22 protein-coding genes are annotated in these 26,845 nt (G+C 38.9%); 16 read left to right on the plus strand and 6 right to left on the minus strand.

Annotated elements, in window-relative coordinates; genetic code table 11:
• The 7 genes from atpH (at position 1) to ACFIMP_RS03750 (ending at position 7,909) form a co-directional block, all read left to right on the plus strand.
• On the plus strand, positions 1 to 582 hold the full coding sequence (atpH, locus tag ACFIMP_RS03720) for an ATP synthase F1 subunit delta (protein WP_375686004.1): 582 nt from the start codon (positions 1 to 3) through the stop codon (positions 580 to 582).
• Complete coding sequence (gene atpA, locus ACFIMP_RS03725; RefSeq protein WP_375686005.1) at positions 582 to 2,117, plus strand: F0F1 ATP synthase subunit alpha; 1,536 nt, start codon at positions 582 to 584, stop codon at positions 2,115 to 2,117. Before atpH ends, atpA begins: the two co-directional genes overlap by 1 nt.
• A gap of 20 nt (positions 2,118 to 2,137) precedes the next feature.
• Complete coding sequence (locus ACFIMP_RS03730) at positions 2,138 to 3,049, plus strand: F0F1 ATP synthase subunit gamma (protein ID WP_375613175.1); 912 nt, start codon at positions 2,138 to 2,140, stop codon at positions 3,047 to 3,049.
• 19 nt (positions 3,050 to 3,068) lie between these two features.
• Positions 3,069 to 4,694 carry a F0F1 ATP synthase subunit beta gene (gene atpD, locus ACFIMP_RS03735; RefSeq protein ID WP_375611724.1) on the plus strand — a complete coding sequence of 542 codons (1,626 nt, stop codon included), beginning with the start codon at positions 3,069 to 3,071 and terminating at the stop codon, positions 4,692 to 4,694.
• Between the two features lie 108 nt (positions 4,695 to 4,802).
• Positions 4,803 to 5,219 carry an ATP synthase F1 subunit epsilon gene (gene atpC / locus ACFIMP_RS03740; protein WP_375686006.1) on the plus strand — a complete coding sequence of 139 codons (417 nt, stop codon included), beginning with the start codon at positions 4,803 to 4,805 and terminating at the stop codon, positions 5,217 to 5,219.
• Positions 5,220 to 5,242: 23 nt separating this feature from the next.
• On the plus strand, positions 5,243 to 6,871 hold the full coding sequence (locus ACFIMP_RS03745) for an MFS transporter (RefSeq protein WP_375638260.1): 1,629 nt from the start codon (positions 5,243 to 5,245) through the stop codon (positions 6,869 to 6,871).
• Positions 6,872 to 6,901: 30 nt separating this feature from the next.
• Positions 6,902 to 7,909, plus strand: a complete 1,008-nt coding sequence (locus ACFIMP_RS03750; protein ID WP_375611727.1) for an HlyD family secretion protein — start codon at positions 6,902 to 6,904, stop codon at positions 7,907 to 7,909.
• A gap of 470 nt (positions 7,910 to 8,379) precedes the next feature.
• Here the strand turns inward: ACFIMP_RS03750 and ACFIMP_RS03755 are convergent, their stop codons facing one another.
• Positions 8,380 to 8,664 carry a hypothetical protein gene (locus ACFIMP_RS03755; protein WP_375611728.1) on the minus strand — a complete coding sequence of 95 codons (285 nt, stop codon included), beginning with the start codon at positions 8,662 to 8,664 and terminating at the stop codon, positions 8,380 to 8,382.
• Between the two features lie 850 nt (positions 8,665 to 9,514).
• Between ACFIMP_RS03755 and ispG the strand changes: the two genes are divergently transcribed.
• The 3 genes from ispG (at position 9,515) to ACFIMP_RS03770 (ending at position 13,810) form a co-directional block, all read left to right on the plus strand.
• Positions 9,515 to 10,756, plus strand: a complete 1,242-nt coding sequence (gene ispG, locus ACFIMP_RS03760) for a flavodoxin-dependent (E)-4-hydroxy-3-methylbut-2-enyl-diphosphate synthase (protein WP_375686007.1) — start codon at positions 9,515 to 9,517, stop codon at positions 10,754 to 10,756.
• 500 nt (positions 10,757 to 11,256) lie between these two features.
• Entirely contained in the window at positions 11,257 to 12,408 is a 1,152-nt protein-coding gene (locus ACFIMP_RS03765) for an MFS transporter (protein WP_375632067.1), read from the plus strand.
• Positions 12,409 to 13,273: 865 nt separating this feature from the next.
• The gene (locus ACFIMP_RS03770) at positions 13,274 to 13,810 is read left to right on the plus strand and encodes a hypothetical protein (RefSeq protein ID WP_375686008.1); all 537 of its coding nucleotides are present in this window, start codon (positions 13,274 to 13,276) and stop codon (positions 13,808 to 13,810) included.
• 1,676 nt (positions 13,811 to 15,486) lie between these two features.
• On the opposite strand, the gene ACFIMP_RS03775 is transcribed toward ACFIMP_RS03770, so the two are convergent.
• Positions 15,487 to 16,389 carry a polyprenyl synthetase family protein gene (locus tag ACFIMP_RS03775; RefSeq protein WP_375613181.1) on the minus strand — a complete coding sequence of 301 codons (903 nt, stop codon included), beginning with the start codon at positions 16,387 to 16,389 and terminating at the stop codon, positions 15,487 to 15,489.
• 425 nt (positions 16,390 to 16,814) lie between these two features.
• Here ACFIMP_RS03775 and rpmF point away from each other — a divergent pair, with 425 nt between their 5' ends.
• The 4 genes from rpmF (at position 16,815) to ACFIMP_RS03795 (ending at position 18,951) form a co-directional block, all read left to right on the plus strand.
• Positions 16,815 to 16,994 (plus strand): 50S ribosomal protein L32, encoded by a 180-nt coding sequence (gene rpmF, locus ACFIMP_RS03780; RefSeq protein WP_005774555.1) that lies wholly within the window; start codon positions 16,815 to 16,817, stop codon positions 16,992 to 16,994.
• A gap of 301 nt (positions 16,995 to 17,295) precedes the next feature.
• Positions 17,296 to 17,490, plus strand: a complete 195-nt coding sequence (locus ACFIMP_RS03785) for a hypothetical protein (RefSeq protein ID WP_375686009.1) — start codon at positions 17,296 to 17,298, stop codon at positions 17,488 to 17,490.
• A 692-nt stretch (positions 17,491 to 18,182) separates the two neighbouring features.
• Positions 18,183 to 18,695 (plus strand): phage integrase central domain-containing protein, encoded by a 513-nt coding sequence (locus ACFIMP_RS03790; protein ID WP_375686010.1) that lies wholly within the window; start codon positions 18,183 to 18,185, stop codon positions 18,693 to 18,695.
• Positions 18,696 to 18,726: 31 nt separating this feature from the next.
• Positions 18,727 to 18,951 (plus strand): hypothetical protein, encoded by a 225-nt coding sequence (locus ACFIMP_RS03795; protein WP_375686011.1) that lies wholly within the window; start codon positions 18,727 to 18,729, stop codon positions 18,949 to 18,951.
• Positions 18,952 to 19,805: 854 nt separating this feature from the next.
• On the opposite strand, the gene ACFIMP_RS03800 is transcribed toward ACFIMP_RS03795, so the two are convergent.
• The 3 genes from ACFIMP_RS03800 to ACFIMP_RS03810 all read right to left on the minus strand — a co-directional run bounded on the left by ACFIMP_RS03800 (position 19,806) and on the right by ACFIMP_RS03810 (position 22,637).
• A complete protein-coding gene (locus ACFIMP_RS03800) occupies positions 19,806 to 20,390 on the minus strand; it encodes a CarD family transcriptional regulator (protein WP_273790499.1) in 585 nt (194 codons plus the stop codon).
• Between the two features lie 303 nt (positions 20,391 to 20,693).
• A complete protein-coding gene (fdxA, locus tag ACFIMP_RS03805; protein WP_015856977.1) occupies positions 20,694 to 21,035 on the minus strand; it encodes a ferredoxin FdxA in 342 nt (113 codons plus the stop codon).
• A gap of 21 nt (positions 21,036 to 21,056) precedes the next feature.
• Positions 21,057 to 22,637 (minus strand): hypothetical protein, encoded by a 1,581-nt coding sequence (locus ACFIMP_RS03810; protein ID WP_375671760.1) that lies wholly within the window; start codon positions 22,635 to 22,637, stop codon positions 21,057 to 21,059.
• 576 nt (positions 22,638 to 23,213) lie between these two features.
• Between ACFIMP_RS03810 and ACFIMP_RS03815 the strand changes: the two genes are divergently transcribed.
• On the plus strand, positions 23,214 to 24,125 hold the full coding sequence (locus ACFIMP_RS03815) for an RNA polymerase factor sigma-32 (protein WP_015856975.1): 912 nt from the start codon (positions 23,214 to 23,216) through the stop codon (positions 24,123 to 24,125).
• 308 nt (positions 24,126 to 24,433) lie between these two features.
• Here ACFIMP_RS03815 and ACFIMP_RS03820 read toward each other — a convergent pair whose 3' ends face one another.
• A complete protein-coding gene (locus tag ACFIMP_RS03820; protein ID WP_375686012.1) occupies positions 24,434 to 25,996 on the minus strand; it encodes a M48 family metalloprotease in 1,563 nt (520 codons plus the stop codon).
• Between the two features lie 147 nt (positions 25,997 to 26,143).
• On the opposite strand from ACFIMP_RS03820, the gene ACFIMP_RS03825 reads away from it, so the two are divergent.
• Complete coding sequence (locus ACFIMP_RS03825; RefSeq protein ID WP_375621008.1) at positions 26,144 to 26,779, plus strand: thiamine diphosphokinase; 636 nt, start codon at positions 26,144 to 26,146, stop codon at positions 26,777 to 26,779.
• The last annotated feature ends 66 nt before the right edge of the window (positions 26,780 to 26,845 follow it).

The raw sequence follows: 26,845 nt of genomic DNA on the forward strand, positions 1-26,845 counted from the left end.
GTGTCGGATTCATTTTCTCTCATACCGCTGCCGTTGGTAGATCAACGCTATGCGCAAGCGCTTTTTGATTGCGTTCAAGAAGCCGGAAACGTTGAAAAGGTTGAAAAGGCAGTAGAGGATCTTTTGCTTGTTTTGGAGCATAAGGATTTAAAACGCTTTGTGCTTAGTCCATTCTTTTCAGTTAAAGAGCAAATTAAGGTGATGCAATCTGTTTGTGCAAACATCAAATTTGCTGATAAAAATGCAGGGCAGGTCATTGGTAATTTTTTACGCGTTATTGCCACAAACCGTAGGCTTAGTGCTGTATTTGGTATTTTACGTGCTTTCCAGCATTGTGTTGCACGCGCTCGTAGGCAGGTTACTGCGCAAATTGTTTCTGCGCGCCCCTTAAGTTCTCAACAAAGACAAGAGTTGTGTGAGGCTTTGGAAGGTGTTGTTGGAGGAAAAGTCTTGCTGCACATCGTTGTGGATCCAACAATTCTTGGTGGATTAATCGTTCGTGTGGGGTCGTCTCAAATTGATACGTCTCTTCTCACAAAATTGTCTTCACTTAAGCTTGCATTGAAAAAAGAGGTCAGCTGATGGATATTAGACCATCTGAAATTTCAAAAATTCTAAAAGAGCAAATCAAAAACTTTGACCAAAAGGCTGAGGTTTCAGAAATTGGTTGGGTTCTCTCTGTAGGGGATGGTATTGCTCGCGTTTATGGTTTGGATAATGTCCAAGCAGGGGAAATGGTCGCTTTTCCAAACGGTGTGCGTGGTATGGCACTCAATTTGGAAGTTGATAATGTTGGTGTGGTCATTTTTGGCTCAGATCGTGATATTCGTGAAGGTGATTGTGTAAAGCGGTTAGGTGCTATCGTCGATGTTCCTGTGGGTCCCGCTTTGCTTGGGCGTGTGGTTGATGCGTTGGGAAACCCTATCGATGGTAAGGGGCCCATTGAAGCAACAGAGCGTCGTCGTGTCGATGTTAAGGCTCCTGGAATTATTCCGCGTCAGTCTGTCCATGAACCGATGTCGACTGGATTGAAAGCGATTGACGCACTCATCCCTATTGGACGGGGGCAGCGTGAATTGGTGATTGGTGATCGCCAAACAGGAAAAACAGCAATTTTGCTCGATACATTTTTAAACCAAAAACCTTTTCATGAAAAAGGGGCTGGACGAGAGCAAGATAAAGTTTATTGTATTTATGTGGCTATCGGTCAAAAACGTTCGACGGTGGCACAGTTCGTTAAAGTTTTAGAAGAACGTGGAGCGCTGGAATATTCTATTATTGTTGCAGCGACTGCTTCTGATCCAGCACCACTGCAATTTATTGCACCTCTTGCTGGGTGTGCTATGGGTGAGTATTTCCGTGATAATGGGCAACATGCTTTGATTGGTTATGATGACTTGTCAAAACAGGCGGTGGCGTATCGTCAAATGTCTCTTTTATTGCGTCGTCCTCCAGGTCGTGAAGCTTATCCGGGAGATGTTTTCTATCTGCATTCGCGTCTTTTAGAGCGGGCTGCGAAGTTGAATGCGGAAAATGGATCTGGGTCGTTGACAGCTTTGCCGGTTATTGAAACGCAAGCAAATGATGTTTCTGCCTATATTCCTACAAATGTGATTTCGATTACTGATGGGCAAATTTTTCTAGAGACTAATTTGTTTTATCAAGGAATTCGTCCTGCTGTAAATGTTGGTCTTTCTGTATCGCGTGTTGGTTCTGCTGCACAAATTAAGGCAATGAAGCAAGTTGCTGGCTCGATTAAAGGTGAATTGGCGCAATATCGTGAAATGGCAGCTTTTGCGCAGTTTGGCTCTGATTTGGATGCGTCAACCCAGCGTCTGTTAAATCGGGGTGCGCGCTTGACAGAGCTGTTGAAGCAGCCGCAATTTTCTCCGCTCAAAACAGAAGAACAGGTGGTGGTTATTTTCGCGGGTGTGAATGGCTATCTTGATGCTTTGGCGGTTTCTGATGTTGCGCGGTTTGAGCAGGGACTTTTAGTGCTTTTGCGTAGTGATTATCAAGATCTCTTAAAGGCAATTGCTGAGCAAAAGCAAATAACAGATGAGCTGAAAGATAAGTTGATAACTGTTCTTGATACTTATGCGAAAAATTTCTCGTGATGAATTGATGGAATGCTTGAATGGCTTCACTAAAAGATCTTAGAGACCGTATCGCTTCGGTTAAAGCAACACAAAAGATTACCAAAGCTATGCAAATGGTTGCAGCGGCAAGGTTGCATCGTGCTCAAGAGGCAGCGCAGTCTGCACGCCCTTATGCGAAGAGAATGGCTGATATTTTGACCAGTGTTGCTGCTGATGTAGATGGTGTTGATGCGCCTACTCTTATGCGTGGTACGGGGCGCGATGATGTGCATCTTTTGGTGGTGTGTACTGCTGAGCGCGGTTTGTGTGGTGCTTTTAACGTGCAAATTGCTCGTCGCGCACGTGAACAGATTAAGGCATTGTTGGCGACTGATAAAATAGTAAAAATTATCACTGTGGGTAAAAAAGGCGCGGATATTTTATCGCGTGATTACAAAGGCTTGATAATTGATCATATCGATTTGCATGCTGTAAAGCGAATTGGTTTTGCAGAAGCAGTGATGATTAGTCAACGGATTGTTGATTTATTCAATGAAGGTGCTTTCGATGTTTGTACGCTGTTTTATTCTGAATTTGTTTCCGTAATTAATCAGCGTCCAACAGCTTTGGATTTGATTCCAATGGTTGCTCCAAAAGCAGCTGTTGGGGCAATAGATATTGTGGAGCAAACCGATCATAACAAAGGTTCACAATCGATTGTTTATGAATATGAACCTGATGCTGCGTCTCTTTTAGAGGCCCTTGTACCACGTAATCTTTCGGTGCAAATCTTTCGGGCTTTGCTAGAAAATGTTGCTGGTGAAATGGGCGCCAAGATGACAGCTATGGATAATGCATCGCGCAATGCGGGTGAAATGATTAGTAAATTGACGGTGGCTTATAATCGTCAACGTCAAGCACAGATTACGACAGAATTGATCGAAATTATTGCGGGCGCTGAAGCGCTTTAAATGGAGAAGGTAAGGATTGATGGTAAAAGCAGTAACCTCAAGCAAAGGAACAGAAAAAGGTGAAAAAAAGAAACCAGCTGCTCGTTCCAGCGTGAAAAAAGCCGCTTCGAAATCTCAAGTGGATGTAAAGGCTTCCTCTGTACCTGCGCGTGATGCAGCTAAAGATACACCTGTAAAAAAAGATACATCCGCAAAAAAAGAAGAGCGTGCAAAAGGCGCTGTTGGTGAAATCAAGCAGATTATTGGTGCTGTCGTTGATGTGCAATTTGAAGGTGAATTGCCAAATATTCTCAACGCTTTGGAAACAGAGAATTTAGGTAATCGCTTAGTATTAGAAGTTGCGCAGCATTTGGGTGAAAATACTGTGCGTACGATTGCTATGGATACGACTGATGGTTTGATGCGGGGCCAAAAGGTTGTGGATACAGGCACACAAATTAGCGTTCCTGTAGGAGAAGCAACGTTGGGACGTATTATGAATGTGATTGGGGAACCGGTGGATAATGTGGGACCAATCGCTTCAACCAAAACACGTTCTATTCACCAAGAGGCACCTGAATATGTTGAACAATCGACTGTTTCGGAAATTCTTGTCACCGGTATTAAAGTCGTGGATTTGTTAGCCCCTTATTCTAAAGGAGGTAAAATTGGCTTGTTTGGTGGTGCTGGTGTTGGAAAAACCGTTCTCATTATGGAGCTTATAAACAATATTGCAAAGGCACATGGTGGCTATTCTGTATTTGCTGGTGTGGGAGAACGTACACGTGAAGGAAATGATCTTTATTATGAAATGATCGAAAGCCGCGTGAATGTGAATCCAAAAGAGAATAATGGTTCAACGGAAGGGTCAAAGTGTGCCCTTGTTTACGGGCAAATGAATGAACCACCAGGAGCGCGTGCGCGTGTGGCTCTTTCAGGATTGACAATTGCAGAAAGTTTCCGTGATGAAGGACAAGATGTTCTCTTCTTTGTGGATAATATTTTCCGTTTCACGCAAGCAGGAGCTGAGGTGTCTGCTCTTTTAGGGCGTATTCCTTCTGCTGTGGGGTATCAGCCAACTTTGGCAACAGATATGGGGGCGTTGCAAGAACGTATTACTAGTACAAAAACAGGCTCTATTACTTCCGTTCAGGCAATTTATGTTCCGGCAGATGACTTGACGGATCCGGCGCCGGCAGCGTCTTTTGCTCATTTGGATGCAACAACTGTTCTTTCGCGCTCTATTGCGGAAAAAGGGATTTATCCAGCGGTTGATCCGCTTGACTCTTTCTCGCGTATGTTGGATCCATTGATTGTGGGGGAAGAGCATTACACTGTTGCTTGTCAAGTGCAAACCATTTTACAACGTTATAGAGCGCTTCAGGATATTATTGCTATTCTTGGAATGGATGAACTTTCTGAAGATGACAAATTGCTGGTGGGGCGGGCGCGTAAAATTGAACGTTTCCTTTCGCAACCTTTCCATGTTGCGGAAGCCTTTACTGGTTCACCGGGGAAACTCGTTCCTTTGGAAGAGACAATCAAAGGCTTTAAGGGGCTTTGTGCTGGCGATTATGATGATTTGCCAGAAGCTGCTTTTTATATGGTTGGTTCGATTGATGAAGCACTTGAAAAAGGAAAGCGTCTCATGGCAGAGGCTTCTTAGTAAGAAGCTTCTTATTCAAGAGAAAACTGTCATGGGTATTTTTCGTTAAAAAGGACGAGTCGTTGGAGAAAACGGAGAGTCCTTATATCGGGTATTGTGGAGACTTTTGTGGAAAACAATAGAGAAGAGCATTTTTTATTTGAGCTTGTATCGCCTGAAAAAATTGTGTTTTCAGAGCAGGTAGTGTCTGTTGTTCTTCCTTCAGCCTCAGGTTATTTGACAGTTATGGCGCACCATGCGCCATTGGCGGCAAGTATTGTGTTGGGCAGTGTTCGTGTTCGCACCTCTTTGGGTGAAAAATTATTTGCTGTATGCGGGGGTGTTGCAAATATTACCTTTTCAGGCTGCTCTTTATTGGTAGAGCACGTTGTGGCTGTAGAGAATCTTTCTTTTGATGTATTAGAACAGCAGATTTTGCAGATTCAAGCGACGTTAGAAGGAGGGACAAGTGATGAGGACAATCATAAAATAGAGGCTTTTTTCCAGCAGTTGTCAGCTGATGGTGCTGTGTTGATAGAAGCGTAGCAGAGTATACAGGAAAAGATGACATGAGCGGAAAAAAGAGTACGGTTGTGTCTGCTAAAAGGAGTGCAAAACCTTTTCCTCATCCTGGTCGTGTCTTTGCGGGACCTTTGCCAAAGTGCTTTGTTTATATTTTTGCTTCTCTTATTTTGCAATGGGCTTATGGTTTAGGGGCTAATATTGTTCAGTCTAACATTGTCCATCTTACGGGTGATTTTCATGCAACTTTGGCCGAGACGACATGGCTGGTAGCGGCTTATATGGCGCCAAATGTGAGTGTAGCGATTATGTTGATCAAAATCCGCTATCAATTTGGGCTGCGCGCTTTTGCTGAATTATCAATTCTTGGCTTTGTTTTGGTTTGCGTGTTGCAGCTCTTTGTTACGGATTTGCGTTCTGCATTGATTATTCGCTTTTTTGCTGGGATTGCTGCTGCTCCTTTGGCTTCGCTTGCGCTGCTTTATATGATGGAGGCTTTTGCTCCAGCAAAGAAGTTTACTGTTGGTCTTAGTTTGAATTATATGAATGCGGCTTTAGCGGCACCTTTATCACGTTTGATTTCTCCTGATTTGCTGGAAAATGGTGGTTTTTCCAGTCTTTCCGCTCTGGAAATGGGGTTGGTTCTTATCAGCTTGGTCTGTATCTATACTTTGCCTCTTACTCCTGTTGTGCGTAGTAAGGTTATTCAAAAATTAGATTGGATAAGCTATGGTTTGATTGCTCTTGGTCTTGGATTAAATGCTGTGATCATGTCTGTTGGCATATTGTATTGGTGGTATGAAGCACCATGGATTGGTTGGGGGCTCGCACTTGCTATTTTCTCGTTGGCTATTGCTATTATTATTGAGCTTAATAGAGAAAAACCGTTGATTGATCTCCGTTGGATTTTCAGTAAAGAAATGGTCCAATCTGTTTTTATTTTATTTATTTTTCATGTTTTTTTATTGGAGCGGTCAAATTTGCCCGTAGGGTTTTTTAATCTTTTTGGTTTGCTCAATCGTGAGATGGCGCCCATGTATCTTGCGGTGACATTAGGGATTCTGTTAGGGGGGGCTGTTTGTGTCTTTTTTTTACGGGCGGGGCGTGAGGATTATTTTTATTTGTTGTCTTTGGGTTGTTTGGCGTTAGGAGCTTATTTAGATAGTCATGTAAACCATTTAACGCGCCCACAAGATATGATGTTGAGCCAAGGGTTGGTGAGTTTTAGTTATGCACTTTTTTTGCCTCCTGCTCTTTTCAAAGGGTTTGTGATCGCTGGTGAGCGAGGACCGCGTTACGTTTTAAGTTTTATTGCTGTTTTTTTGCTAACGCAAGTGACAGGGGGATTGATGGGGTCGGCTTTTTTTGGCAGCCTTCAGTTTTATTTTGCCCATAAGAACTTTGAGTCCTTAACACAAAATATTATTATTACTGATCCGCTTATTTCTGGTGAGATGAATACTTTATTTTCGCCTTCTTATGGTGTTTCTGTTCCCAATGGCTTGAGAAGTGAGCAGGGTACTTCTATGTTGATAGAGAAATTTAAGTTAACAGCAAATATTTTTGCTTATGATGACGTTTTTCGGCTTTATTTTTATATTTCAATGGTTGTATTCGTTATTTTTCTTGTCACAATGATTGTTAAGTCATGCTCTTTGCGTGCATTAGAAAAGTAGAGTAATGTCATAGAAAGAGGGGTGCAAAAAATGATAAAAAAATTACGGTCAAAAGCTACGATTGTTGCATTCCTATCGGGCATTACGGGTGTTTTGCTGATTTTGTGGGCTTGGAGGCTTCCTCCTTTTGTGAGTAACATTCAAATAACGGATAATGCTTCTATTAAGGGCAATGTTACTCTGGTTAGTTCACAGATCTCTGGGGTGATTGCACGGATTTATGTGCAAGATTATCAACGTGTTGAAAAGGGAATGCTGCTTTTTGAGCTCGATGATTCTCTTTTTCGGCAGCAGCTTGCACGGGCACAGGCTGTTCTCGATTCAAAAAATGCAAAACTGGCAAGTATTGAATTACAAGCACAGCTTTTGCAGGGCGAAATTAATACAGCAGAGGTGGAATTGGCGCGTTCACGAGCATTTTCCAATGTTGTTCCAGATAGTAAAAAGTTAGGTTTTGGTGATGCGGCAAGTTCTGTTTCTCGTCCTCTTTCACAACTCTTGACAGCTCTCGAAACAAAACGCCAATTGCAAAAACAATTGGATCTTGAACGGCAAAGTTTACAGTCAGAAATTGCGGGAGCGAAGGTGAGTGTTGAGTTGGCAAAACTTAATCTCGATCACACAAAGATTTTATCTCCTCGAACAGGCTATATTGGATTAGTTGGAGCGCGGGTAGGGCAATATGTTATGCCGGGGACACAATTGGTCTCTGTTATTTCTGATGATATTTGGATTATTGCTAATTATAAGGAAACGCAACTTTCTCAGATGCGTGTGGGACAACCGGTTGTTTTTTCTGTTGATGCATTGAACAACAAAAAGTTAACAGGGCGTGTGGTTCGTTTTGCACCTGCTACAGGCTCAGAGTTTTCATTGTTAAAAACGGATACGACAATTGGTAATTTTATCAAAATTGCGCAACGTATTTCAGTACGGATTGCTTTAGATCCTGGGCAGGAAGGGATTGAAAAACTCATTCCTGGCATGTCCGTAGTTACCTATGTAGATACTTCGCAGCGAGTCGATTCTGGAGGATGAAATTTTGGGTTTTTTCAGTTTAATTTTTGCGTCATTTACTTATAGCAAGTGGTTGTTTACATTGGAAGATTTCGTTTGGTTTGCTATACTACATGTTTTAAAGCTCTTAGGCTTCTTATACTTTTATGTCATGATGTAAAATAATGTTCCTTAGAATATTAAAGCGCATGCATCTTTACTCACTTCCATTTCTTTTGAACTAACTCAGTAGGGGGGGGGAGTATTGGAAGCTTTGCCTGTGGTTTTGCACAACACTGTCCTTTGAGGTGTGGTGTCACCGCATGTTTGGAAGATGGGGGTAGGGGGGGATGCCAGATAAAAAACTGGATTATAGACTGGGTCGGATGGGAAACTTATCCTTTTGGGTGAGGGCGTAAAGTTAGGAGGAAGACGTAAAGTTTATATTTTGTAAACCATAAAAATGCCCGTTTTAAGGCGGGCATTAAAAGGGAAGGTTATTGGTTGTGTTATTAATTTTTACGGATCAGTAAGAAGCTTACTAAAACGACTCCTGCTGCTAATGCGAGGGTTTTTTTAGGATTTTCTTTCGCTTTTTTCTTTAATTCTGTAGCATGTTCGTTGAGGTGATAAAGTGCGTGACGGCCTTTTTGTTTCCATGTGTTAAACAGCTCAGAAATATTTTCAAAGCTATCATTTTGAAAACTCCAATGATTTACGGGGACCAGCTCTCTTTTTAATTGTGCTATACGTTTTTTAATTTTAGCATTTTTTCTATGGGGTGAAAATAGACACATTTATTGACTCCTTCATGTGTTAAATTGTTGTGTGACAGTTGGGATGGTGTTTGGGGTTTTGCTATAACGGCTTGAACATTGAAAGGTTGCATTGATAATGCCGCGCGTGGGTGAGATGAGAATTAAAAGTTTGGGTTTAATGAGGCATTTCTTAATGTACTTGAGTTCATTTCGTGATGGTGTTTGTTAAGGATGTAAGGTAAAAATTTTTACAAAATGGTGTAAGATTCATTCATAAAGATGGTGGGCGATGTCTTCATTTTTTTGTTTGTTTAAAGTGTTGGGATAGCTTTTGGCACTTGAAATAGTTTATAAGGAGTTTTTATCTATCTATTCTCTTGTGGCTGTAGGGAGTGGTATTGATTGATTCAATTAAGAAGATTTAAAATGAGGAAATCTTACGATATTTGGGGTTGCTATTCAAATTTGTAAAAAATAGATTATTATAAATCAATATGTTGGATTAATTTGGCGATGTCTTTCATGCATTTTTAAAAATTGCGCTTTGATAGGCGTTATCTGTTGTGTTGTAAAACATTGTTTTGTGGTGACGTTGATTAAGGTATCGGCATGCAACTTAAAAATACAGTATTGTCTCTGTTTTGTTTCAGTTTCTTTTTGAAGCAACCAAGTGTAGAAGTATAAACTTGAACAGAAGTAGTAGAACTTATCCGGTGCGTCTATAGAATGAATCTACCTATGAATTGTATTGCATCAGTGTTAGTAGGTAGAACCTTTTGAGAGCAATCTGTTAAGATTGGTGGGCGGTGTAATTTTCGTCCTTTGAAGCGCGGAGGAAGTCAATGTAAATAATGATTGATAGCGCAGGTTTTAAAAATTTGAGGACTTGATGAGTACGACCTATTTTTTATCTAAACCACTTGAGCGTCGTCGATCTGTTGGTGTTGTTGTTGGTGATGTGATTATTGGGGGGCAGAGCCCGATAGTTGTACAGTCAATGACTAATACAGATACCGCTGATGTTGATGCAACTGTTTCTCAAGTAGCTGCTCTTTGGCAAGCTGGTTCACAATTGGTTCGAATTACTGTTGATCGCGATGAAGCGGCGGCGGCTGTACCAAAAATACGGGAGCGATTGGAGAGGTTAGGATTTTTTGTACCATTGGTTGGGGATTTTCATTATATTGGTCATAAGCTTTTATCTGAGCATCCTGCGTGTGCTGAGGCGCTTGCAAAATATCGCATCAATCCTGGAAATGTTGGTTTTGGCGCAAAAAAAGATCGTCAATTTGCAGAAATTATAGAGATTGCTTGTCGGTATCATAAACCTATTCGCATTGGCGTGAATTGGGGTTCTCTTGATAATGCGTTGTTAACACGGCTTATGGATGAAAATGCACAGCAAGAAAAACCCTTATCTGTGGCTGAAGTGATGCGGGAAACTGTTGTTCAGTCGGCTTTGCTTTCGGCTGCTTTAGCAGAAGAGTTAGGATTGGGGCGTGATAAAATTATTCTTTCTGCTAAAGTGAGTGATGTCCAAGATCTTATTGCTGTCTATACCACCTTGGCGGCGCGTTGTGATTATGCTCTTCATTTGGGATTAACGGAAGCTGGGATGGGAACAAAGGGCATTGTTGCTTCTTCGGTGGCTTTGGGTATTTTATTACAGCAAGGGATTGGCGATACGATACGAATTTCCTTAACACCAAAACCTGGTGGTGATCGGACACGAGAAGTAAAGGTGGGGCAAGAACTTTTGCAAGTGATGGGGTTTCGCCAATTTTTGCCTGTTGTTGCGGCTTGTCCTGGTTGTGGGCGCACAACTTCTACGGTCTTTCAACAATTGGCGCAAAAAATTGAAGCAGATTTATACAAAAATATGCCTGTTTGGCGTGAAAAATACCCTGGCGTTGAAAGTTTGAAGGTGGCTGTGATGGGATGTATCGTCAATGGACCGGGGGAGTCAAAACATGCGGATATTGGAATCTCTTTGCCTGGAGTGGGGGAAAGTCCAGCGGCACCTGTTTTTATTGAGGGACAAAAGGTAAAAACTTTGCGGGGTGATCACATTGCTGAAGAATTTGAAGCGCTTTTGAGTGATTATATTCATACACGCTTTGGGCAAGGTTGAGGTAAAAATCGCATAAGGTTGAAGTAAAAAGGGTGTGTCGTTTTTTTTAAACAAGCTGTCTTCAATGTGAAGAGGGTGCTGTTGTATGCTGCTTTAGCTATGGTCAATACTGTTGTTGGTTGCTTATTATTTTAGGTAAAACCAGATGATATGCCTGTTTTAGAATCAGAAGCTTATGAAGGATATTAATGAGTTTGAGTGTGTTAAGACTATTAAGCAAAACGATATGAATACTTTAAATGGATCCGTAAATGTTGTTGCTGGTTTTTGGCTGCTCTTGAGACAGTAAAATATTTAACGGATTCTTCAAATATCAAATTATAGAAAGAACATTGTTTATTGATTTTTCAGGCATTTTCCCAGCATTTTTTGGGGTATCAAATTGATAGGATTGGAAATCCTTATAGCGATTATAGTCCTATTTGTCGTAAAATGTAAGCTTTTATATGGATATAAAATGATGTATACGGGTGCCTTTTTTGGCGTTATTGGGGGAGTGCATGACAAGTATATTAGCGTTTGGCTTTTTATTTAATGGTATAAGGATTTTAACTGGCGCCTTTATTGTCTTTTATATGCTTGAAAAAGGCTTAACGCTTATTGATATTGGTGTCATTAAGTCGTTTCAGGCTTTTATTATGATGGTTACCGATATTCCTCTGGGATATTTTGCTGATCGAAAAAGTTATAAAATATCGATCGTTTTGGCAGCGGCTTTTGCTGCCACATGGCTCTTTCTCATGGGATTTTCTACAAGCTTTTATGGTTTTCTTTTGGCAGAAACTTTTAATGCCTTATCGCTGACATTAATTGCTGGAGCCTATAATGCTTTACTTGTTCAATATGCAAAAGAAAAATTGACATCTACTAAAAAAGTGCTTGGTTCCAGCTCTCAATATAATTACATCGGCATGTTTATATTCAGTTTAATCGGGGCATATTTTGCTGATTATTCTAGCCAATATATATGGTATATCGCGGCGTTTTTAATGTTGATGACGACACTATTTGGTTTGTTTTTTCTTGATGACTTGAAGGGGGAGAAAAAACCAAATAAAGCGAATTCTCTCATTTGTGAAGCTAAGGAGATGTTGTCTATTTTTATTAAAGTTCCTTATATCTCTTTATGCTTTTATTTTTCATTGATCTTTTTCAATATATTCTCGCAGTATTGGCAGTGGATATTTAAAGATCATAATATTAATGTCACTTATTTTGATCTTGGTGTGACATTTTCACTTATATTGTTCTCTCAGCTCTTGGCTAGTCTTCTCTTTACAAAACTAAGTGAAAGAGTGAATTTTATTTTACTGTTGTTTCTTTCGGCTTCACTGATTTTTACCGTTGCTTTCTTTGAACCAAGAAAAGAAATGGCTGTCATTTTAGTCTGTATGATTTTTTATCTCATTAAGTATACATATCTTCGTGTAGAAGTTGTTTTGCATGATAGTATTAGTGATTATTTCAGGGCTACATATGAATCTTTCTTGTCAACTGTTGGGAGATTTAGCTTATTGGTATTTTTTTACATGAGTGCGTATATGGTCAATATATTTGGCTTTTTCTCACTCGTTTATATTTTTGCTATTTATTTATTGATTTACTTGTTAGCAGTATTTTTTTTAGAAGGAACTCTCAAAAAAGTTCAGTGAGAATATTAACTTATTACGATACGTGTTTTATAGGGTTTCATAGTGGGGCAAGGCTTTGATTTATTAAGGCGCATCGTTGTTTTTGCATGTTGAATGAGAAAGACTGAATAGTCTCAGTTATTCTTATTTAAAATCTATGTATGTTGAAGTAATCAAAGTCATCTGCTTGTACATTATAAGTGGGCTTGGCATAATAATCGTTAAAAGGGAAATAAAAATGCTGCTTATGAATATTGCACAAAGAGTTGCTGATAAGATTGGACGCTGATAAAGAAAATGATTGTGCCAGATTATATGCTTATTAAGGAATGGTGATAGAGCAGTTTTCCCGTTTTTATTGGTTCCTTGCTGGTAACACTTTATCTCATTAGAGCTAATTTAAGCAGTCGGACAATTTATAGCCTGTCCTCATAAGAATTCCCGTATGATCGATTTTGATATTTTGATGATCTATTTTATTGTTGGTATATTTAGCGGATTTTACCATTGCCTCCTTTAAAATATCAATCATCTTGTTGAGATAATTTTTTTACGTTGTACATTCTCATTTTTGAGTATTTTCTCTTTGATTGTGGCGTTAGCTCTGTATTTTCTGATGTTAGAAAATACTCTTAATCCAGATAATAAACTTATCTATGGAAACTTTGAATGACAGCCCCCTCTTTGAGAGGGAATAAAACCAAGTACAGAAATATTGTTGAGTACAATTTGCTATAAATAAGCCACAAGAAACCAGCATATATTGATATATTTGATAGGAATCTGTTAAGCCGTACAAATTATGGTCATTAAAAGGTAAAGCGATGAAATCGTTATCCATAACGCGTGTTGTAACATTTATAACTCTTTTTTTGTATCTGTGTTGTTGGGATGTACGCGCGTAGATAGTCTAGAACAGTACGATAGACTTTACGAAAAATATATCAGTGAAAATTACGGCGCTTTTGAACATTTTCAAAAGCATGAACAAGCAAAAAAATTTGTATACAGCCATGGCTATCAGAATATCGTACCAAAGTTTGACATTATACGGCATCGTCACATACTGATTGTTTTATGTGGACGTTTTGTTAATTTATTGCGTGGTGATTATAATGAATGGATATCAGCAGATATGTTACTCAATGTCATAAGCAGTTTGCGTAATGACTATAACTGGAGAGAAAGCGATTTTATTTGGGCATATAATATGTCTATGAATGCTACCGACCCCATGATTGATTACGCGAAAAAATTTCTTAATTCTTCCAGCGGAAATGGCATCAGCCCAACAACACAAATTATTGACCTTGTGTCTAGTATGAGAGCTGGTCATGGTGACAACACTAAACAAATAGCGCGTTTTTGCATAGAGCTAAACACGATATATGACATGATGAAACCAAGAAGAATTTACAAATGACATTGAATGGATAATGAGAAAAATTCTCTCGAAGGATATTAAATGGCTATAATACTCTTGATAATCGCGGCATTTTCTTGGCCATGTTGCATGTTTTTTTATTATGGCTTCAAAAGGTGGACATATTTTCCAGCTTTTACAACAGGCATAGGTTCACTTACAATGATGCTTTTCATCTTAATAAGAAAATTGCACTTAAAGGAGGAAATTTGCACTTGGATTGAAAAAACTACTTATCACAAATTAGATTGCGCTATTATATATAATAATAAGGACTTTTTTATCTTTCTGTTGCAATGATCATTCTCTGTTTAAGCTTATCAATTCTCTTTTTATGTGATGAATTGAATAAACGAGATAAAGAGCGTGATGAATTAAAGTTGTACAGTGATCAAGATTATTATTAAATTGAAGTTATTACACAATTTTGTAAATAAAAATGTTTCTGCTTTTGAAGGAGCATGCCGACACAATCATTCACTTTTCTCGCCCCTAATGTTGCGGATAGCCCTTGGCTTTTAAGACGGTTCATAAGAGGCATTTTTTTAGTTTTTTCTTTGATGTTTTGCCCCACACGGCTTTTCCCGCTTGTGACGTGCAAGCAAATGATTTTGATTGATTTAACATACACAGATTTGAAATGAGAGAATCTTATGATATTCAGGGTTCTTATTCAAGTTGAAAAACCACAAATTATGATTATAAATCAATGTGTTGTATTATTCTTGCTAAGAAAAGAGAGATCGGTAATAATACTGCTTTGGTCTTTCGTTCTATTGAAATTAGTGGTTTTATTTATCCTGTTATGCCGTAACATACTGTCATTTGAGGGGTGGTGAAGGTAGCCTGTTTGATACATTAAGTATTTTAAGAAGTGCATGGTGAATATTCTTAAGTCTGTTTATCGAGTCTTTAGTTTAAGTGAATCGCATGCGTGGAAAGCGAGAGAAACCTACTCGGTAGGAAACTAGACTGTTTACAGAGCAGATTGGATTAAAAGACTTTGTTCTTTGAGGGTGGCATAAAAATCAAAATAGCCATTATGTTCATTTTTTTCTGATATTTTAAATACGAGCTTCAAAAAAATGATGCTTAAACTAAACAACGAGCACTTTTGTAAAAGTGTTTTTAGAGAGCAAGCAATACACGAGTGAATTTACAGAATGTAAGCATATTTGATCTTTTACAACAAGATAGCGTGGAAAGGCATAAAAATTACGACTCTCTACTGAGGGCATTGTACTTCTTTTATTGTTTTTTGCGGGTTTATAAAATGCCTGGTTTTATACTTATTCTGTTTATTTTTTGCCTTATCGTTAGAAGATTAAAGATATAAAGGAGAAAACGAGTTTTCCTCTTTCCGGTTGTTTTTTATTCGGCTTTAAAGCACCCACCACCCACTGTAATATCTTTTAAAACATGGTGATTACGCATTTTCACATTTTGTTTCTTTCAGTCTTTAATGGAAGGCATTTTTCATGCAAAATAGGATACCCAGAATGCATTTGTGTTATAAATTCACGCGGCTTGTTTTAATGAAATTCTTCTTAAGATTTGTCGCACCCATTTCATGATAAGGACTATAATGGAGATTAATGGTAACGTTTCTTTGAAAAGTCTATTATGCATTCAATAAATATGATGGTGTACACTATGTACAATAGGGTGGATGAAGTTTAATTTTGGCGTATTGCACTAAAGTGTGCTGCTTGTTGGAGGGGGAGTGCTTTAGCGCCAAAAGGATGTAAGAATGCTTCTGCTTTACTGATGAGTGTATCTCGCTTTTTTTGGGTTTCTTTAATGCCGTAAAGATGAACAAAAGTGGCTTTTTGTGCCGTTTCATCTTTCCCAGCCGTTTTTCCTAGGGTTTTCGTGTTGGCGGTGACATCAAGAAGGTCATCGGTTAATTGAAAGGCTAAACCAAGATAGGTACCAAAATCAGTAAGCTTTTCAGTTAATTCTTTAGATGCATTGCCAATGATGGCACCTGCTTGGCAAGCAAAGCTTATCAGGGCTGCTGTTTTCATGTGTTGTAGAGTGATAATGTCAGTACTTTCTTGCGGTCTTTTTTCAGCTTCAAGGTCCAGCATTTGTCCACCTAACATACCGCCAAGCCCTGCCGATTGTGCAAGAGACGTGATCAGCTTGATTCTAATATCTGTAGATAAAATACTAGCTTTATGAGCAATAATTTCAAAGGCAAATGTTAAGAGGGCATTGCCTGCTAGAATTGCTGTTGCTTCATCAAATGCTACATGGACAGTGGGTTTTCCACGCCGGAGTATATCGTTATCCATAGCGGGAAGATCATCATGAATGAGCGAATAACAATGGATACATTCTAAGGCACATGCAACATCAAGAGAATGTTCTACAGGGACATCAAAAAGTGCAGCACTTTGAATTACAAGAAAAGGACGCAAGCGTTTTCCACCGTTCAGCACACCATAACGCATGGCTTTGATTAAGTTTTTAGGGCGTGAAATTTCACCATTTTGGATTTGATCACTTAACAGGGTATCAAGCCGCTTTTCAACGGTGTCTCTATGTTTTGCAAGAAGGGTGGTAAATTCGTGCATTCTTGCTTCCTTTGTTTTTACAAAAATGAAATTATGAAGTTTAAAGAGAAAGGTTGTCGCTTTTTCTTGTTTTCATAAATTGGCGTCGTTTTTTATTAAAAATCAACTTCTCTTTTTATCCGTATCTCTACTGTATGCGCAAATCCCTTTTTAAACCAAATAAAAATTGAATGAAGGTCTTATAAAAAAGCTTTCATTGGTGTATAAAATTCTCAAATTTTGCAGTGTTTTTGATATTCCTTTGATTATTGTGACACCATTTTTGATAACAAGAAGGTCATTTTTAGTAAGAGAAGGATCATTTTGACATTGCCTCTTCTTTTTTATCAGTGTATAATATCTTAAAATTTTATGGTGTTTTTAAATGAAGCATTGTCATTTTTGACATTGCTTTTTCTGTTTTAATGGATTTGGAGTGTCTTTTTATGGCTGTACCTAAACGAAAAACCTCTCCAGCGAAGAGGGGCATGCGCCGTTCGGCTGATGCTCTGAAGGCGCCGACTTATATCGAAGATAAAAATTCTGGTGAATTACGTCGTCCTCATCACATTGATTTGAAAACGGGAATGTATCGCGGACGTTCCGTTTTAGTGGTTAAAGACTGAGCGTTTTCTTTTTTTTCCAGTGGTGAACTTCTTTTATTTCATCGATCAATGCACGCTTGGGGCGTGCATTTTCGCTTTAAGATGAATGTTGAGGTTCCCTTGTATCGTCTTCTATCGATGTGGAACAGGGAATATATCGTGGGCGTTCTGTTTTAGTGGTTAAAACTTTAGCGTTTTCTTTCTTTTCCAGAGGTCAACTTCTTTTATTTCATCGATCAATGCACGCTTGGGGCGTGCATTTTCGCTTTAAGATGAATGTTGAGGTTCTCTTGCATCGTCTTCTATCGATGTGGAACAGGGGATGTATCGTGGACGTTCTGTTTTAGTGGTTAAAACTTTAGCGTTTTCTTTCTTTTCCAGTGGTAAACTTCTTTTATTGCATCGATCAATGCACGCTTGGGGCGTGCATTTTCGCTTTAAGATGAATGTTGAGGTTCTCTTGCATCGTCTTCTATCGATGTGGAACAGGGAATGTATCGTGGACGTTCTGTTTTAGTGGTTAAAACTTTAGCGTTTTATCTCTTTCAGTGGTAAGTTTCTCTTGATTCATTAGTGAATGCATTGGGTAAGATGCGTTTTTCGCTTTTTCTTGGGAACATATGTGGGATAAAGTTTTGCCGTAGAGAAATGATTCTATTGTGGGAGATGATTTTCTTGTTTTCTTGAGAGGCTATAAAGGGCTACTTGTATCAGTGTCTTTTATGATGACTTCGTTAAGAGCTTGGGTATTGATATAAGTTAGCTCAGTAATAGAATCATTTTGTATCGCACTTAATCTTTATTGATTATAGAGAGAATCCTATTAGACCGTAAAATATCATCGTTTAAGGCAGTTGATCTATGTAAGGCTTTAAGCATATCGGTGTTTTTTATGAGAATATTTAAGGCAATGGTTGTCTATAGGCTTATATTGTGACATGTGATTCTCCTTAAAAAAATAGAGATCGACATCACATTGATTTATAAAGATCATTTGTTGTTTTGCGCCTTGAATGGAAGGTCTATCGTAGGATTTTCTCATTTCAAATCTCTCTATCTAGAATCAATCAAAACCACTTGCTTGCACGTCACAAGCGGGATGAGTGTGTGGATAAAATTTGTATAAGAAAGGACTCTTATGAATTGTCTTAAGAGCCAAGGGCTGTAGCACAACACCCACGAGCTGACAAATATAACGATGGTGCCGGCTTGCTTCTTCACAAACGTAAGAGATGGGGGTGGTCAATGGATTTACCGTTATACCTTTCCGGGGGCTGCGAAATGGGTTTGGGTGCCTTGAGAGATGTTTCTTTAAAACAAGCCCGTGAATTGGCAACTGGGTGGCGGGCTGTTTTACGTGAGGGGCGTGATCCCATTAAAGAACGTGAGAAACAAAAGCGTGAGGCAATGCGTAATCTTCATTATTTAAAAAACATTGCTTTAGATGCATTTGAAAGTCGTAAAGCTGAATTAAAAAGAGATGGTAAAGCTTGTGATTGGTTTTCACCCTTACGCCTTTATATTCTCCCTAAATTAGGCTGTCTACCCGTTTCAGAGATTACGCAAACAGAGATACGCAATACCCTTGCCTCTATTTGGCATGCAAAAGCTGCAACAGCAGATAAAGCACTGAAGCGTCTTAATCGTTGTCTTAAGCATGCGGTTGCTTTGGGTTTGGATGTTGATTTACAAGCAAAAAAAGCACGCGCACTCTTAAGGTAAGCAACGCTATAAAACTATTAATAGACTAGCCATGGATTGGAAAGATGTTCCTGCCTTTTATCAGTTACTCTGTAAAACACAAAACATAACACGACTGGCTTTGCGTTTGCTTATCCTGACAGGCGTTCGTAGCAATCCTTTGCGTCATATTCGTGAAGATCAGATTGAAGATGATAACTGGACAATCCCTGCTGAGAATATCCAATCTTTAGCGGTCTGTTTGAAACAGAGAGTGAGACTTTTAAGAGCTCTATGAATCGTTCTAGATTTTTTGTGTTCGATTGGAATAAGAATATTGCGTATATCTCGTAATCTCTGAAATAAGAAACCTCATTTGGGAAAAATATGAAATTGAAAGGGGCAATGCTAACGTTCATTTTTATTGTTATTTTTTAAGTTAGTTTTACAGCTTTCAAAAGTATTTGGAATGCCTTTTACAGAATGGAGATGATGGTTTTAGTTCATGCTTTTTTTATCGCGTTCTTTAATGGGGGAATGCTTCTCATGCAAAATAGAGCGCCCAAGACAAAATATCTTATGTTGTACCGTCACGCATTTTTTTAAAGCAATATTTTTCAATATTTGTGGCATCCATTTTATGACGGTGTTTTTGAATGTTCCAATGGTTTTGTAGAAGGGGGTAAATGGTAAAGTTTCGGTGTAGTGTATAAACGGCACTATGATCTTTACGCTTAATAAAAAAGCAAGCCTGCAGCCTTACACATCTTGCCAGATTCCAATGTTGGTATATCCTTTGGTGCTTGAGACAGTGTCTCGCTCTTTTTGTACAGTTTTTACCCACAGATCAGCTCCGCTTGTGATTGACAAGCAAGTGATTTGATTAATTCAACATGAGAGCAATTTGAAATGAGTAATCTTACCATATTCAAGATTCTAATTTAATATGAATAATGCTAGATTATGATGATTAATCAGTTTGTTATCTATGAAGAAAGAAAATAAGGAGGAGGAATTTGTCGAAAAGTTAGATTGTTTATAGATTGGCGCTGGTTAAGAAACTTTGTCCTTAAGGGCAGAGAGGATGTTAAAAAATAAAACCAGCTTTTCGCTGGTTTTATCGAAATATCATCATTATGATGAAAGAGTGTATTATGCAGCGTAGACAGCTTTACTGTTTTCATCTGTTTCTTCTCTCTCAGTTTTAAACTCGCGTTCCGGCTTGTTGGAGAGATGCATCTCTATGAGATTGATAGCTTCTGTTTCAGAAAGACTATTGATAACCGCAATTTCACGGGCCATTCTTTCAAGAGCAGCTGTATAAAGTTGGCGCTCAGAGTAAGATTGTTCAGGCTGTAGATTAGAGCGGAAAAGATCACGGACCACTTCGGCGATACAAATAAGATCTCCTGAGTTGATTTTAGCATCATATTCTTGTGCACGACGTGACCACATGGTCCGTTTAACGCGTGCTTTTCCACGTAAAACTTTTAAGGCACGTTCGACAGAATCACTAGCAGATAATTTACGCATTCCAACGGAAAGGGCTTTTGCAATGGGGACTTTGACATCCATCTTATCTTTCGCGAAATGAATGACAAAAAGTTTTAATTTATGTCCTGCAACTTCTTGATCTTCAATCGCTATAATTTGTCCTACTCCATGCGTAGGGTAGACGATATATTCAGAGGTTGCAAATTCTTTGGTCTTGGAAGACGTTCCATGTTGGGATGCCATATTTTAGTTTACTCCCTTATGATCAACAAATGTATCGGAAAACAGGTTATAAACCTGAGGGTTGAGTTTTCTTTAACCAAGTATATTGTACCAATTAAGTGAGCATAAAAGCCGAGTACTTTTAAATCAAAAAAAAATACACCGCTTTACTATAACAAGCAAAGAAAAATACTTAGAAAGATGATCATGTTAAAATAACACTAACATCAAAATTTAAAAGAATCAATCATTTCGCTTAAGGATTTTTTATTTTTACAAGAGAAGTCTTTCAATCGTTGAAGGAGGAGAGTGTACACTTTATCATTACTCTTCGCCACTTCCTGGATTTTCTGAAAAATACTTTTCTAATTTATTTGGAACACCATCCATTTCTTTTGCTTGAGGAAGAGGATCTTTTTTGGTGGTTAGATTAGGCCATTTGTTTGCATAATGAAGATTGAGTTCTAACCACTTTTCTAATCCTGGTTCTGTATCAGGTAAAATCGCTTCTGCTGGGCATTCTGGCACGCAAACACCACAATCGATGCATTCATCGGGGTGAATAACAAGCATATTTTCCCCTTCATAAAAACAATCAACTGGGCAGACTTCAACGCAATCCGTATATTTGCAGTGAATGCAGTTGTCGGTTACTACGTGGGTCAAGATCAAACTCCATTTGTTACTTTAATTCTCTTTAGAGGAAAGTGTGTGCGTGTTTTTATGATTGGTGAGTTGATCGCGTAGTACAGCTAGTTTCGCAAAAGGTGAATCAGGATTAAGGCGCTTTTCTTTTTGAAAGGGCTTATGATTTGCATGTTTCCCTTGGGATTTGTGGAACTTATGAGAGCGTTTTGCTTGTGATGGTGCTTCTTGAGGGGAATTTTCATTTTTGTATTCCGCTTTTTTTACAGCGTTCTTCGATTTATTTTGCCACTTATTTCCTAATTTATCACGTTTTTTTTGTGCATGGTGGGGAAATTGATGCTTATAATGCCATAACAAAATAACTTTATCTTCTTCTGTAGAGCGAGGGGATTTGGCAAAATTCCCAACAGGTTCAGCTGTTGGTAAACGATTGGTTTTATGGAGATGTTTTTCAATACCAGAGGATGAAGTGTTTGGGAATGAGGTATTTTTTTCTTCTCGTGTTGTTTCTAAATCGCTTACTGTTTGCCATTGACTTCCAACGCATTCTGCTGCAGGAACATCTTGCATTGCCCTATTGACAGGGGAAGAGGCTTGGTGTGCAAAGAGATTTTGTTCAAAAACAGTATTGCTTATGCTGTACGATTGATAACCAAGTCCTTTGAGGATTTCTTCCATATCGTTTCCATTGGCCCCAAGAATGGACATCATGGCTGGTGTAACAAAAAAACTTTTGCCATCATAGGCTCCATCGGGTTTAGGATCACTTCCTTGTTTCCAATGAAGTGCGGGACGGATGAGATTGGCAAGACGTTCTAAAATATCAATCCGTACAGCACGTTGTCCTAAGATTCGGTAGCCGGCTAATTGATAAAATTGGCGGTTATAGGTAGGGTCAACAATTAAAGAGGTTCGACCAGCAGATAATGCTGAAAAAACTTCACCCAAACCAGTTTGATCTTGTCCCGCATTTTGAAGATTCCACAGGAGAGTAATGGCTTGAACCGGAGCAGGTTTAAGCATTCCGGCAACATAGATATGAAAAGCGCCAAAACGCACGCCTAGACGCCGAAGAACGGCACGTGATTCTTGCGCAAGGTTTTTGACAATGTCTAAGACTTCGCGGCGTGGTAAAATCCCTAAAGAGTTAAAAAGTTGTAAAGCAAGACTGTTTGTTGAATCCGTTAAATTATCAGCATTGCGCAAATCAAACAGGGGTTTTAAAGTCGTTTCAAAATGAAAGGTGACAAAGCGTTCTAATCGTTTCACAACGTTATTGCGGGATTCTCCCGTGAGTTGTTCATCTGCTAAAACAATCAGTTTTGGTTTAAAAAAATCTTCTGTTGCTACAAGTTGTCCTACGGGTTGACCAATCCAGCGCACAATTCCATCAGAACTGAGGGTAAAATCTCCATTTGCAGAAGCACAAAAACGTGTCGCGCGTTTGGAAAAAGCAAGAATCAAATTCTCATTCTCTGTTGAAATTTGCTTCTCAGCTATTTGATCGGTACTGTTTTTGTTGGCATAAAAACGAAAACCTTCAAATTTACCCCTTCCGTGTTTTTCAATGAGAATATCATCTTGAAGAATCTCATTCTGTTGAACAATCTTGCTATCCATGATCATTTTCTTTCTCAGTGTGACACTGGTCAAAAGCTTTTTGCGACAATTTCATAATGGTGCTCTTTCTTTAACACGTTTGTTGCGTTTGCTTCAATCACTCTTGTCATTTTTTGCTGTTTCTTTGCGCCTTTAAAACTTGAATGATTCTTTTTTCATTCAGTTTTCATTCAGTTTGGATGCTTTATATTTGCAAATTACACTTATTAGTTGTATTGTAAAGCTAAAAGCATAAATAAATTCTTCAATTTAAAAGGAAACGGAACCGGTTATCAAAAAACGGCATTTCTTTTGCATGATCACTTTATTTTTTTGCTGTTTTGTCATGAAAAGTGAAGAGAAAGTTTTTTCAAATATTTCATAGGCTAAAAGGCATATTGTAAAGGCATTTTGCAGGTGAAATTGTGTCTTATGTCAAGAAGTTTTACCATGACAGTAAAAAAAACAATTGCGATTATAAAATTACACGTTAAAGTAGTGGTCACAGAAGTTAACAACTTTTGCGTTCTTTTTAAGCGAAGAACAATGATGTCGTTGCCAAATCAATTTTGATAATTTTAATCGCAAGGGGTTATTATGGGTAATCTTTCAAATGCTGTTTATAAAAGCAGCAAAAATTATAGCGATGCAGACAAAAGCTTAGGACGTAATATGATGCGTTCTGCTATGCAAGCACCTTATCTTGAACGACAAAAAGAGCATGATTTGGCTCTGCGGTGGAAAGACAAACGTGATGATGATGCCATGCATCAAATTGCAGCGGCTCATATGCGTTTAGTGATTGCTATTGCTAATCGGTTTAAACGTTTCAAAATGCCATTGGGGGATTTGGTACAAGAAGGGTATGTGGGACTATTGGAAGCAGCTGCACGTTTTGAACCTGATCGGGAAGTGCGTTTTTCAACATATGCAACGTGGTGGATACGCGCTTCTATTCAAGATTATATTTTGCGAAATTGGTCAATCGTTCGAGGGGGAACGAGTTCTTCGCAAAAAGCACTTTTCTTTAATCTTCGGCGTTTGCGTGCAAAACTGATACAAGATGATAGTGCTTTGTCAAAACAGGATATTTTTCGCACAATCGCTGAAAAACTCGGTGTTTCCGTGCGCGATGTTGAAACGATGGATTTTCGTTTTTCCAGTTCTGATAATTCCTTGAGTGTTTCTGTTTCTGAGAACAGTGATAATCCCATTGCTAAGATGGATGTTTTGGTGGATGATAGTCCTCTTCCTGATGCTTTAATTGAGCAAGTCATTGATGGTCAACGGCGTACACAATGGCTTTACGATGCGTTGCAAATTCTCAACGAACGGGAGTTGGAAATTATTCGCTTTCGTCGCTTAAATGAAGAGGGGGCGACTCTCGAAGTTTTAGGTGAAAAGTTAGGAATCTCGAAAGAGCGCGTGCGTCAAATTGAAGCTAGGGCTTTGCAAAAATTGCGTTCTGCTCTCCTTACGGTTCATTCAGAAGACGCTTACGATATATAAGCAGTGAAAGGCTTTGGGGGGGGGAGGAAAGAGAATGTATTAAGTGGGGGCATATGAGAATATGATAAAGTCAGTTTTAGGGGGTGTTCATATTTGTTTAGGAATATGCCTCCTTGGGGGCGCTACTGATAAACAGAGGAAGATAGGGGGCTGTTAGTTGGAGGAAATATATATATCAAACGGAGACCTATAAAGGCATGATGAAGTTGGATTTTAAAGTGTTCCTCTTTATTTTCGAATATGCTTTAAGGGGGAGGGCGTGATACAGGCAGAAAAGAATCAAAACTGTAACGGATGAGAAGAAAGGCTTATTCTGTAATAATTTTCACTTTTGTACCTGCGGGTAAAGTTTGCGTTGGTGAGAGGGCGTTGAGGATGCGAAAGAGTTTTTCTTTATATGGTGTGTATTGCATTTTATCTGCAAGATTGGCAACGGTTTCTCCTTGTTTAACACGGACAACACGGATTTTTAAGGGCTGCAATTTTTTTAACTGTGAAGATGAAAGAGAATGAAAGCTTTGTAGCGTTTTTTGGGCAATTTCTGCAAAATTTCGAGAATTATGTGGAGCGGCCGTCAAAAAACGAAAGATGTGGTTGTTGAATGGAATGACAACCACATCAAATTGCCATTGATCATTGGTAGCATGGGCCCTTGCTCCAAGTAAACTTTGGCTTTGAAAACCTTGACTTGTAAGTCCTTGAATTGTGATGGGGCGGATAGATGATTGGTCTAGACCGATAATCCAGCCGCTTTTCAAATAATCAATCGCAGATATTTCAGCAGGATGTGGGATAGCGTCAAAACGAATCGCAATTTTATCTGGTCCACTGGCCCAAACAGTGTGTGCTGAATGTTCTATTGTAAAATTGTTTGGAACAGAAAAAGCTATGCGCAATTGTGGGTGAATAAATTGGTTGCCTCGTACAAAACCTGTATAAAAGCCTCCTCCAAAAATTATGCCATCAATGCTTTTGAGAAAAGAATCATGATCGGATATTTTACTATTCCCTTTACTGATTTTACGCGCTTTTTCTATCGCAAGCCGAATGCGTTGAGGGGTAGTTGGGTGGGAGGCTAAAAAATCTAGAGAGGCATTTTGGGTGCCAGAAATATTACGAAAAGCACTGTAGGCTTCCATTGTTTGAAGAAAGCGTGGTGAAGCAAAAGGATCATATCCTGATTGTTGGAGCATTTCGAGCGCAAGGGAATCAGCTTCCAGCTCTTGATTGCGGGAAAATTGCGCGAGTTGTTGCTTGTTTTGCATAGGGTTATGAAGTTTTTTGCCAATAGAAGAAAGAAGATGTGAAGACATATGATTGGTCATCTTTAATTGGGCTTCTTTTTGCAGGCGTAAAATGCCATGATTGGCTCTGATATGTGCTATCTCATGGGCTAAAATGGCTGCAACTTCTGAAGAATCATTGGCTAATGCCAGCATACCACGAGTGATGTAGATCGAGCCGTTGGGGAGCGCAAAAGCGTTGATAGTTTCTGAGTTTAAAATTGTTACAGAATAGCTTTGATGAGAACTATGGGATGCAACTGCTAGTTTACGGACAATCTTTGCTAAAAGGTGTTCAAGTTTTGCATCATGATAAGCGCCACCATACATTTGCAAAATACGTGGGTGTTGCAGAGCGCTTAATGTGACATAGATATTGTGGTTGTTGGTACGTTTGATCGTTTTAGAAGAAGTGGAAGAAAGCCTATCATTTTGAGAAAAGGGTGTATGACAAGCTGAAAGGAGAAACGTTAAACTTATGAGAGTGGCTTTATACAGGCAAGAGCGAAAAAGAAAATTGCGGTGAAAAATGGGGTGCGTTGGACCATGGTGCACATTATTTCTGCGGAGTAATTTGGCAAATTGCATTTGTATCTTTGTATCGTATGTTTCTTTAAGAAAGGCATTAGGGATAAGGATTCGTTTGGCTATATCATGCTTTTTGTTTATAAAAAATGACTCTCACTTATAAAAAGATGCACTGTAAAGAAAATTTTGTGAAAGGCAAAGTATGGCATGACAACATTTACGATATTATTAAATGGGGATGTTCATATCACTGATCGTTTGCTTAATCAAATTCAAAACAGTCGGGTAATTGCTGCTGATGGTGGTATGCGTCATGCGGCAGCGCTTAATGTGACGCCTGAGTTGTGGTTAGGGGACTTTGATTCATCAGATGAGAACTTAATACGTCAATATAGTCATGTTCCGCGTGAAGTTTTTCCCTCTGATAAAGATATGACAGATAGTGCTCTGGCATGTGAAAGAGCGCTGCAAAATGGCGCTAAAAAGCTTATTTTGTGTGGTGCTTTGGGAGGGGAGCGAAGTGATCATAGCCTTTCTCATATGACGCAAGCGTTGATGATGGCTGAAAGGGGTATTTCAGTGTTGTTGACAAGCGGTTTGGAAGAAGGTTGGCCGGTTTTGTCAAAACCTTGTTCGTATGATTTGCCTAAGGGATGTTTGTTTAGTATTATCGGTTTTTCTGATTTAAAAAGTTTAACTCTTAAAGGGGTAAAATGGCCAATTTGTGACAAAAATGTGTCATTTGGCTCTTCTTTAACACTTTCTAACCGTATTTGTGGAACCTTTTCTTGCCATTTAGGTTCTGGAAAAGCTATATTGTTAGCGTCTGTACCTATTCCATAAAGCTCTTCCAATATATTTTGAATAAGGCAGGGGGGGGCCTAGTGATGAAGTGCCGACATAAACGAT

It is taken from the genome of Bartonella sp. AP65SXKL, assembly GCF_042195725.1.
In the GTDB taxonomy this organism is placed as follows: domain Bacteria; phylum Pseudomonadota; class Alphaproteobacteria; order Rhizobiales; family Rhizobiaceae; genus Bartonella.

Bases quoted from the DNA above. Each gene is read 5' to 3' on its own strand.
- atpD (WP_375611724.1), top strand. From the start codon at position 3,069: ATGGTAAAAGCAGTAACCTCAAGCAAAGGAACAGAAAAAGGTGAAAAA.
- ACFIMP_RS03785 (WP_375686009.1), top strand. From the start codon at position 17,296: ATGTATCGTGGACGTTCTGTTTTAGTGGTTAAAACTTTAGCGTTTTCT.
- atpA (WP_375686005.1), top strand. From the start codon at position 582: ATGGATATTAGACCATCTGAAATTTCAAAAATTCTAAAAGAGCAAATC.
- rpmF (WP_005774555.1), top strand. From the start codon at position 16,815: ATGGCTGTACCTAAACGAAAAACCTCTCCAGCGAAGAGGGGCATGCGC.
- ACFIMP_RS03820 (WP_375686012.1), bottom strand. From the start codon at position 25,996: ATGCAATTTGCCAAATTACTCCGCAGAAATAATGTGCACCATGGTCCA.
- ACFIMP_RS03795 (WP_375686011.1), top strand. From the start codon at position 18,727: ATGGATTGGAAAGATGTTCCTGCCTTTTATCAGTTACTCTGTAAAACA.
- ACFIMP_RS03765 (WP_375632067.1), top strand. From the start codon at position 11,257: ATGACAAGTATATTAGCGTTTGGCTTTTTATTTAATGGTATAAGGATT.
- ACFIMP_RS03810 (WP_375671760.1), bottom strand. From the start codon at position 22,637: ATGGATAGCAAGATTGTTCAACAGAATGAGATTCTTCAAGATGATATT.
- ACFIMP_RS03750 (WP_375611727.1), top strand. From the start codon at position 6,902: ATGATAAAAAAATTACGGTCAAAAGCTACGATTGTTGCATTCCTATCG.
- ACFIMP_RS03825 (WP_375621008.1), top strand. From the start codon at position 26,144: ATGACAACATTTACGATATTATTAAATGGGGATGTTCATATCACTGAT.
- ACFIMP_RS03755 (WP_375611728.1), bottom strand. From the start codon at position 8,664: ATGTGTCTATTTTCACCCCATAGAAAAAATGCTAAAATTAAAAAACGT.
- ACFIMP_RS03745 (WP_375638260.1), top strand. From the start codon at position 5,243: ATGAGCGGAAAAAAGAGTACGGTTGTGTCTGCTAAAAGGAGTGCAAAA.
- ACFIMP_RS03730 (WP_375613175.1), top strand. From the start codon at position 2,138: ATGGCTTCACTAAAAGATCTTAGAGACCGTATCGCTTCGGTTAAAGCA.
- ispG (WP_375686007.1), top strand. From the start codon at position 9,515: ATGAGTACGACCTATTTTTTATCTAAACCACTTGAGCGTCGTCGATCT.
- ACFIMP_RS03815 (WP_015856975.1), top strand. From the start codon at position 23,214: ATGGGTAATCTTTCAAATGCTGTTTATAAAAGCAGCAAAAATTATAGC.
- ACFIMP_RS03775 (WP_375613181.1), bottom strand. From the start codon at position 16,389: ATGCACGAATTTACCACCCTTCTTGCAAAACATAGAGACACCGTTGAA.
- ACFIMP_RS03800 (WP_273790499.1), bottom strand. From the start codon at position 20,390: ATGGCATCCCAACATGGAACGTCTTCCAAGACCAAAGAATTTGCAACC.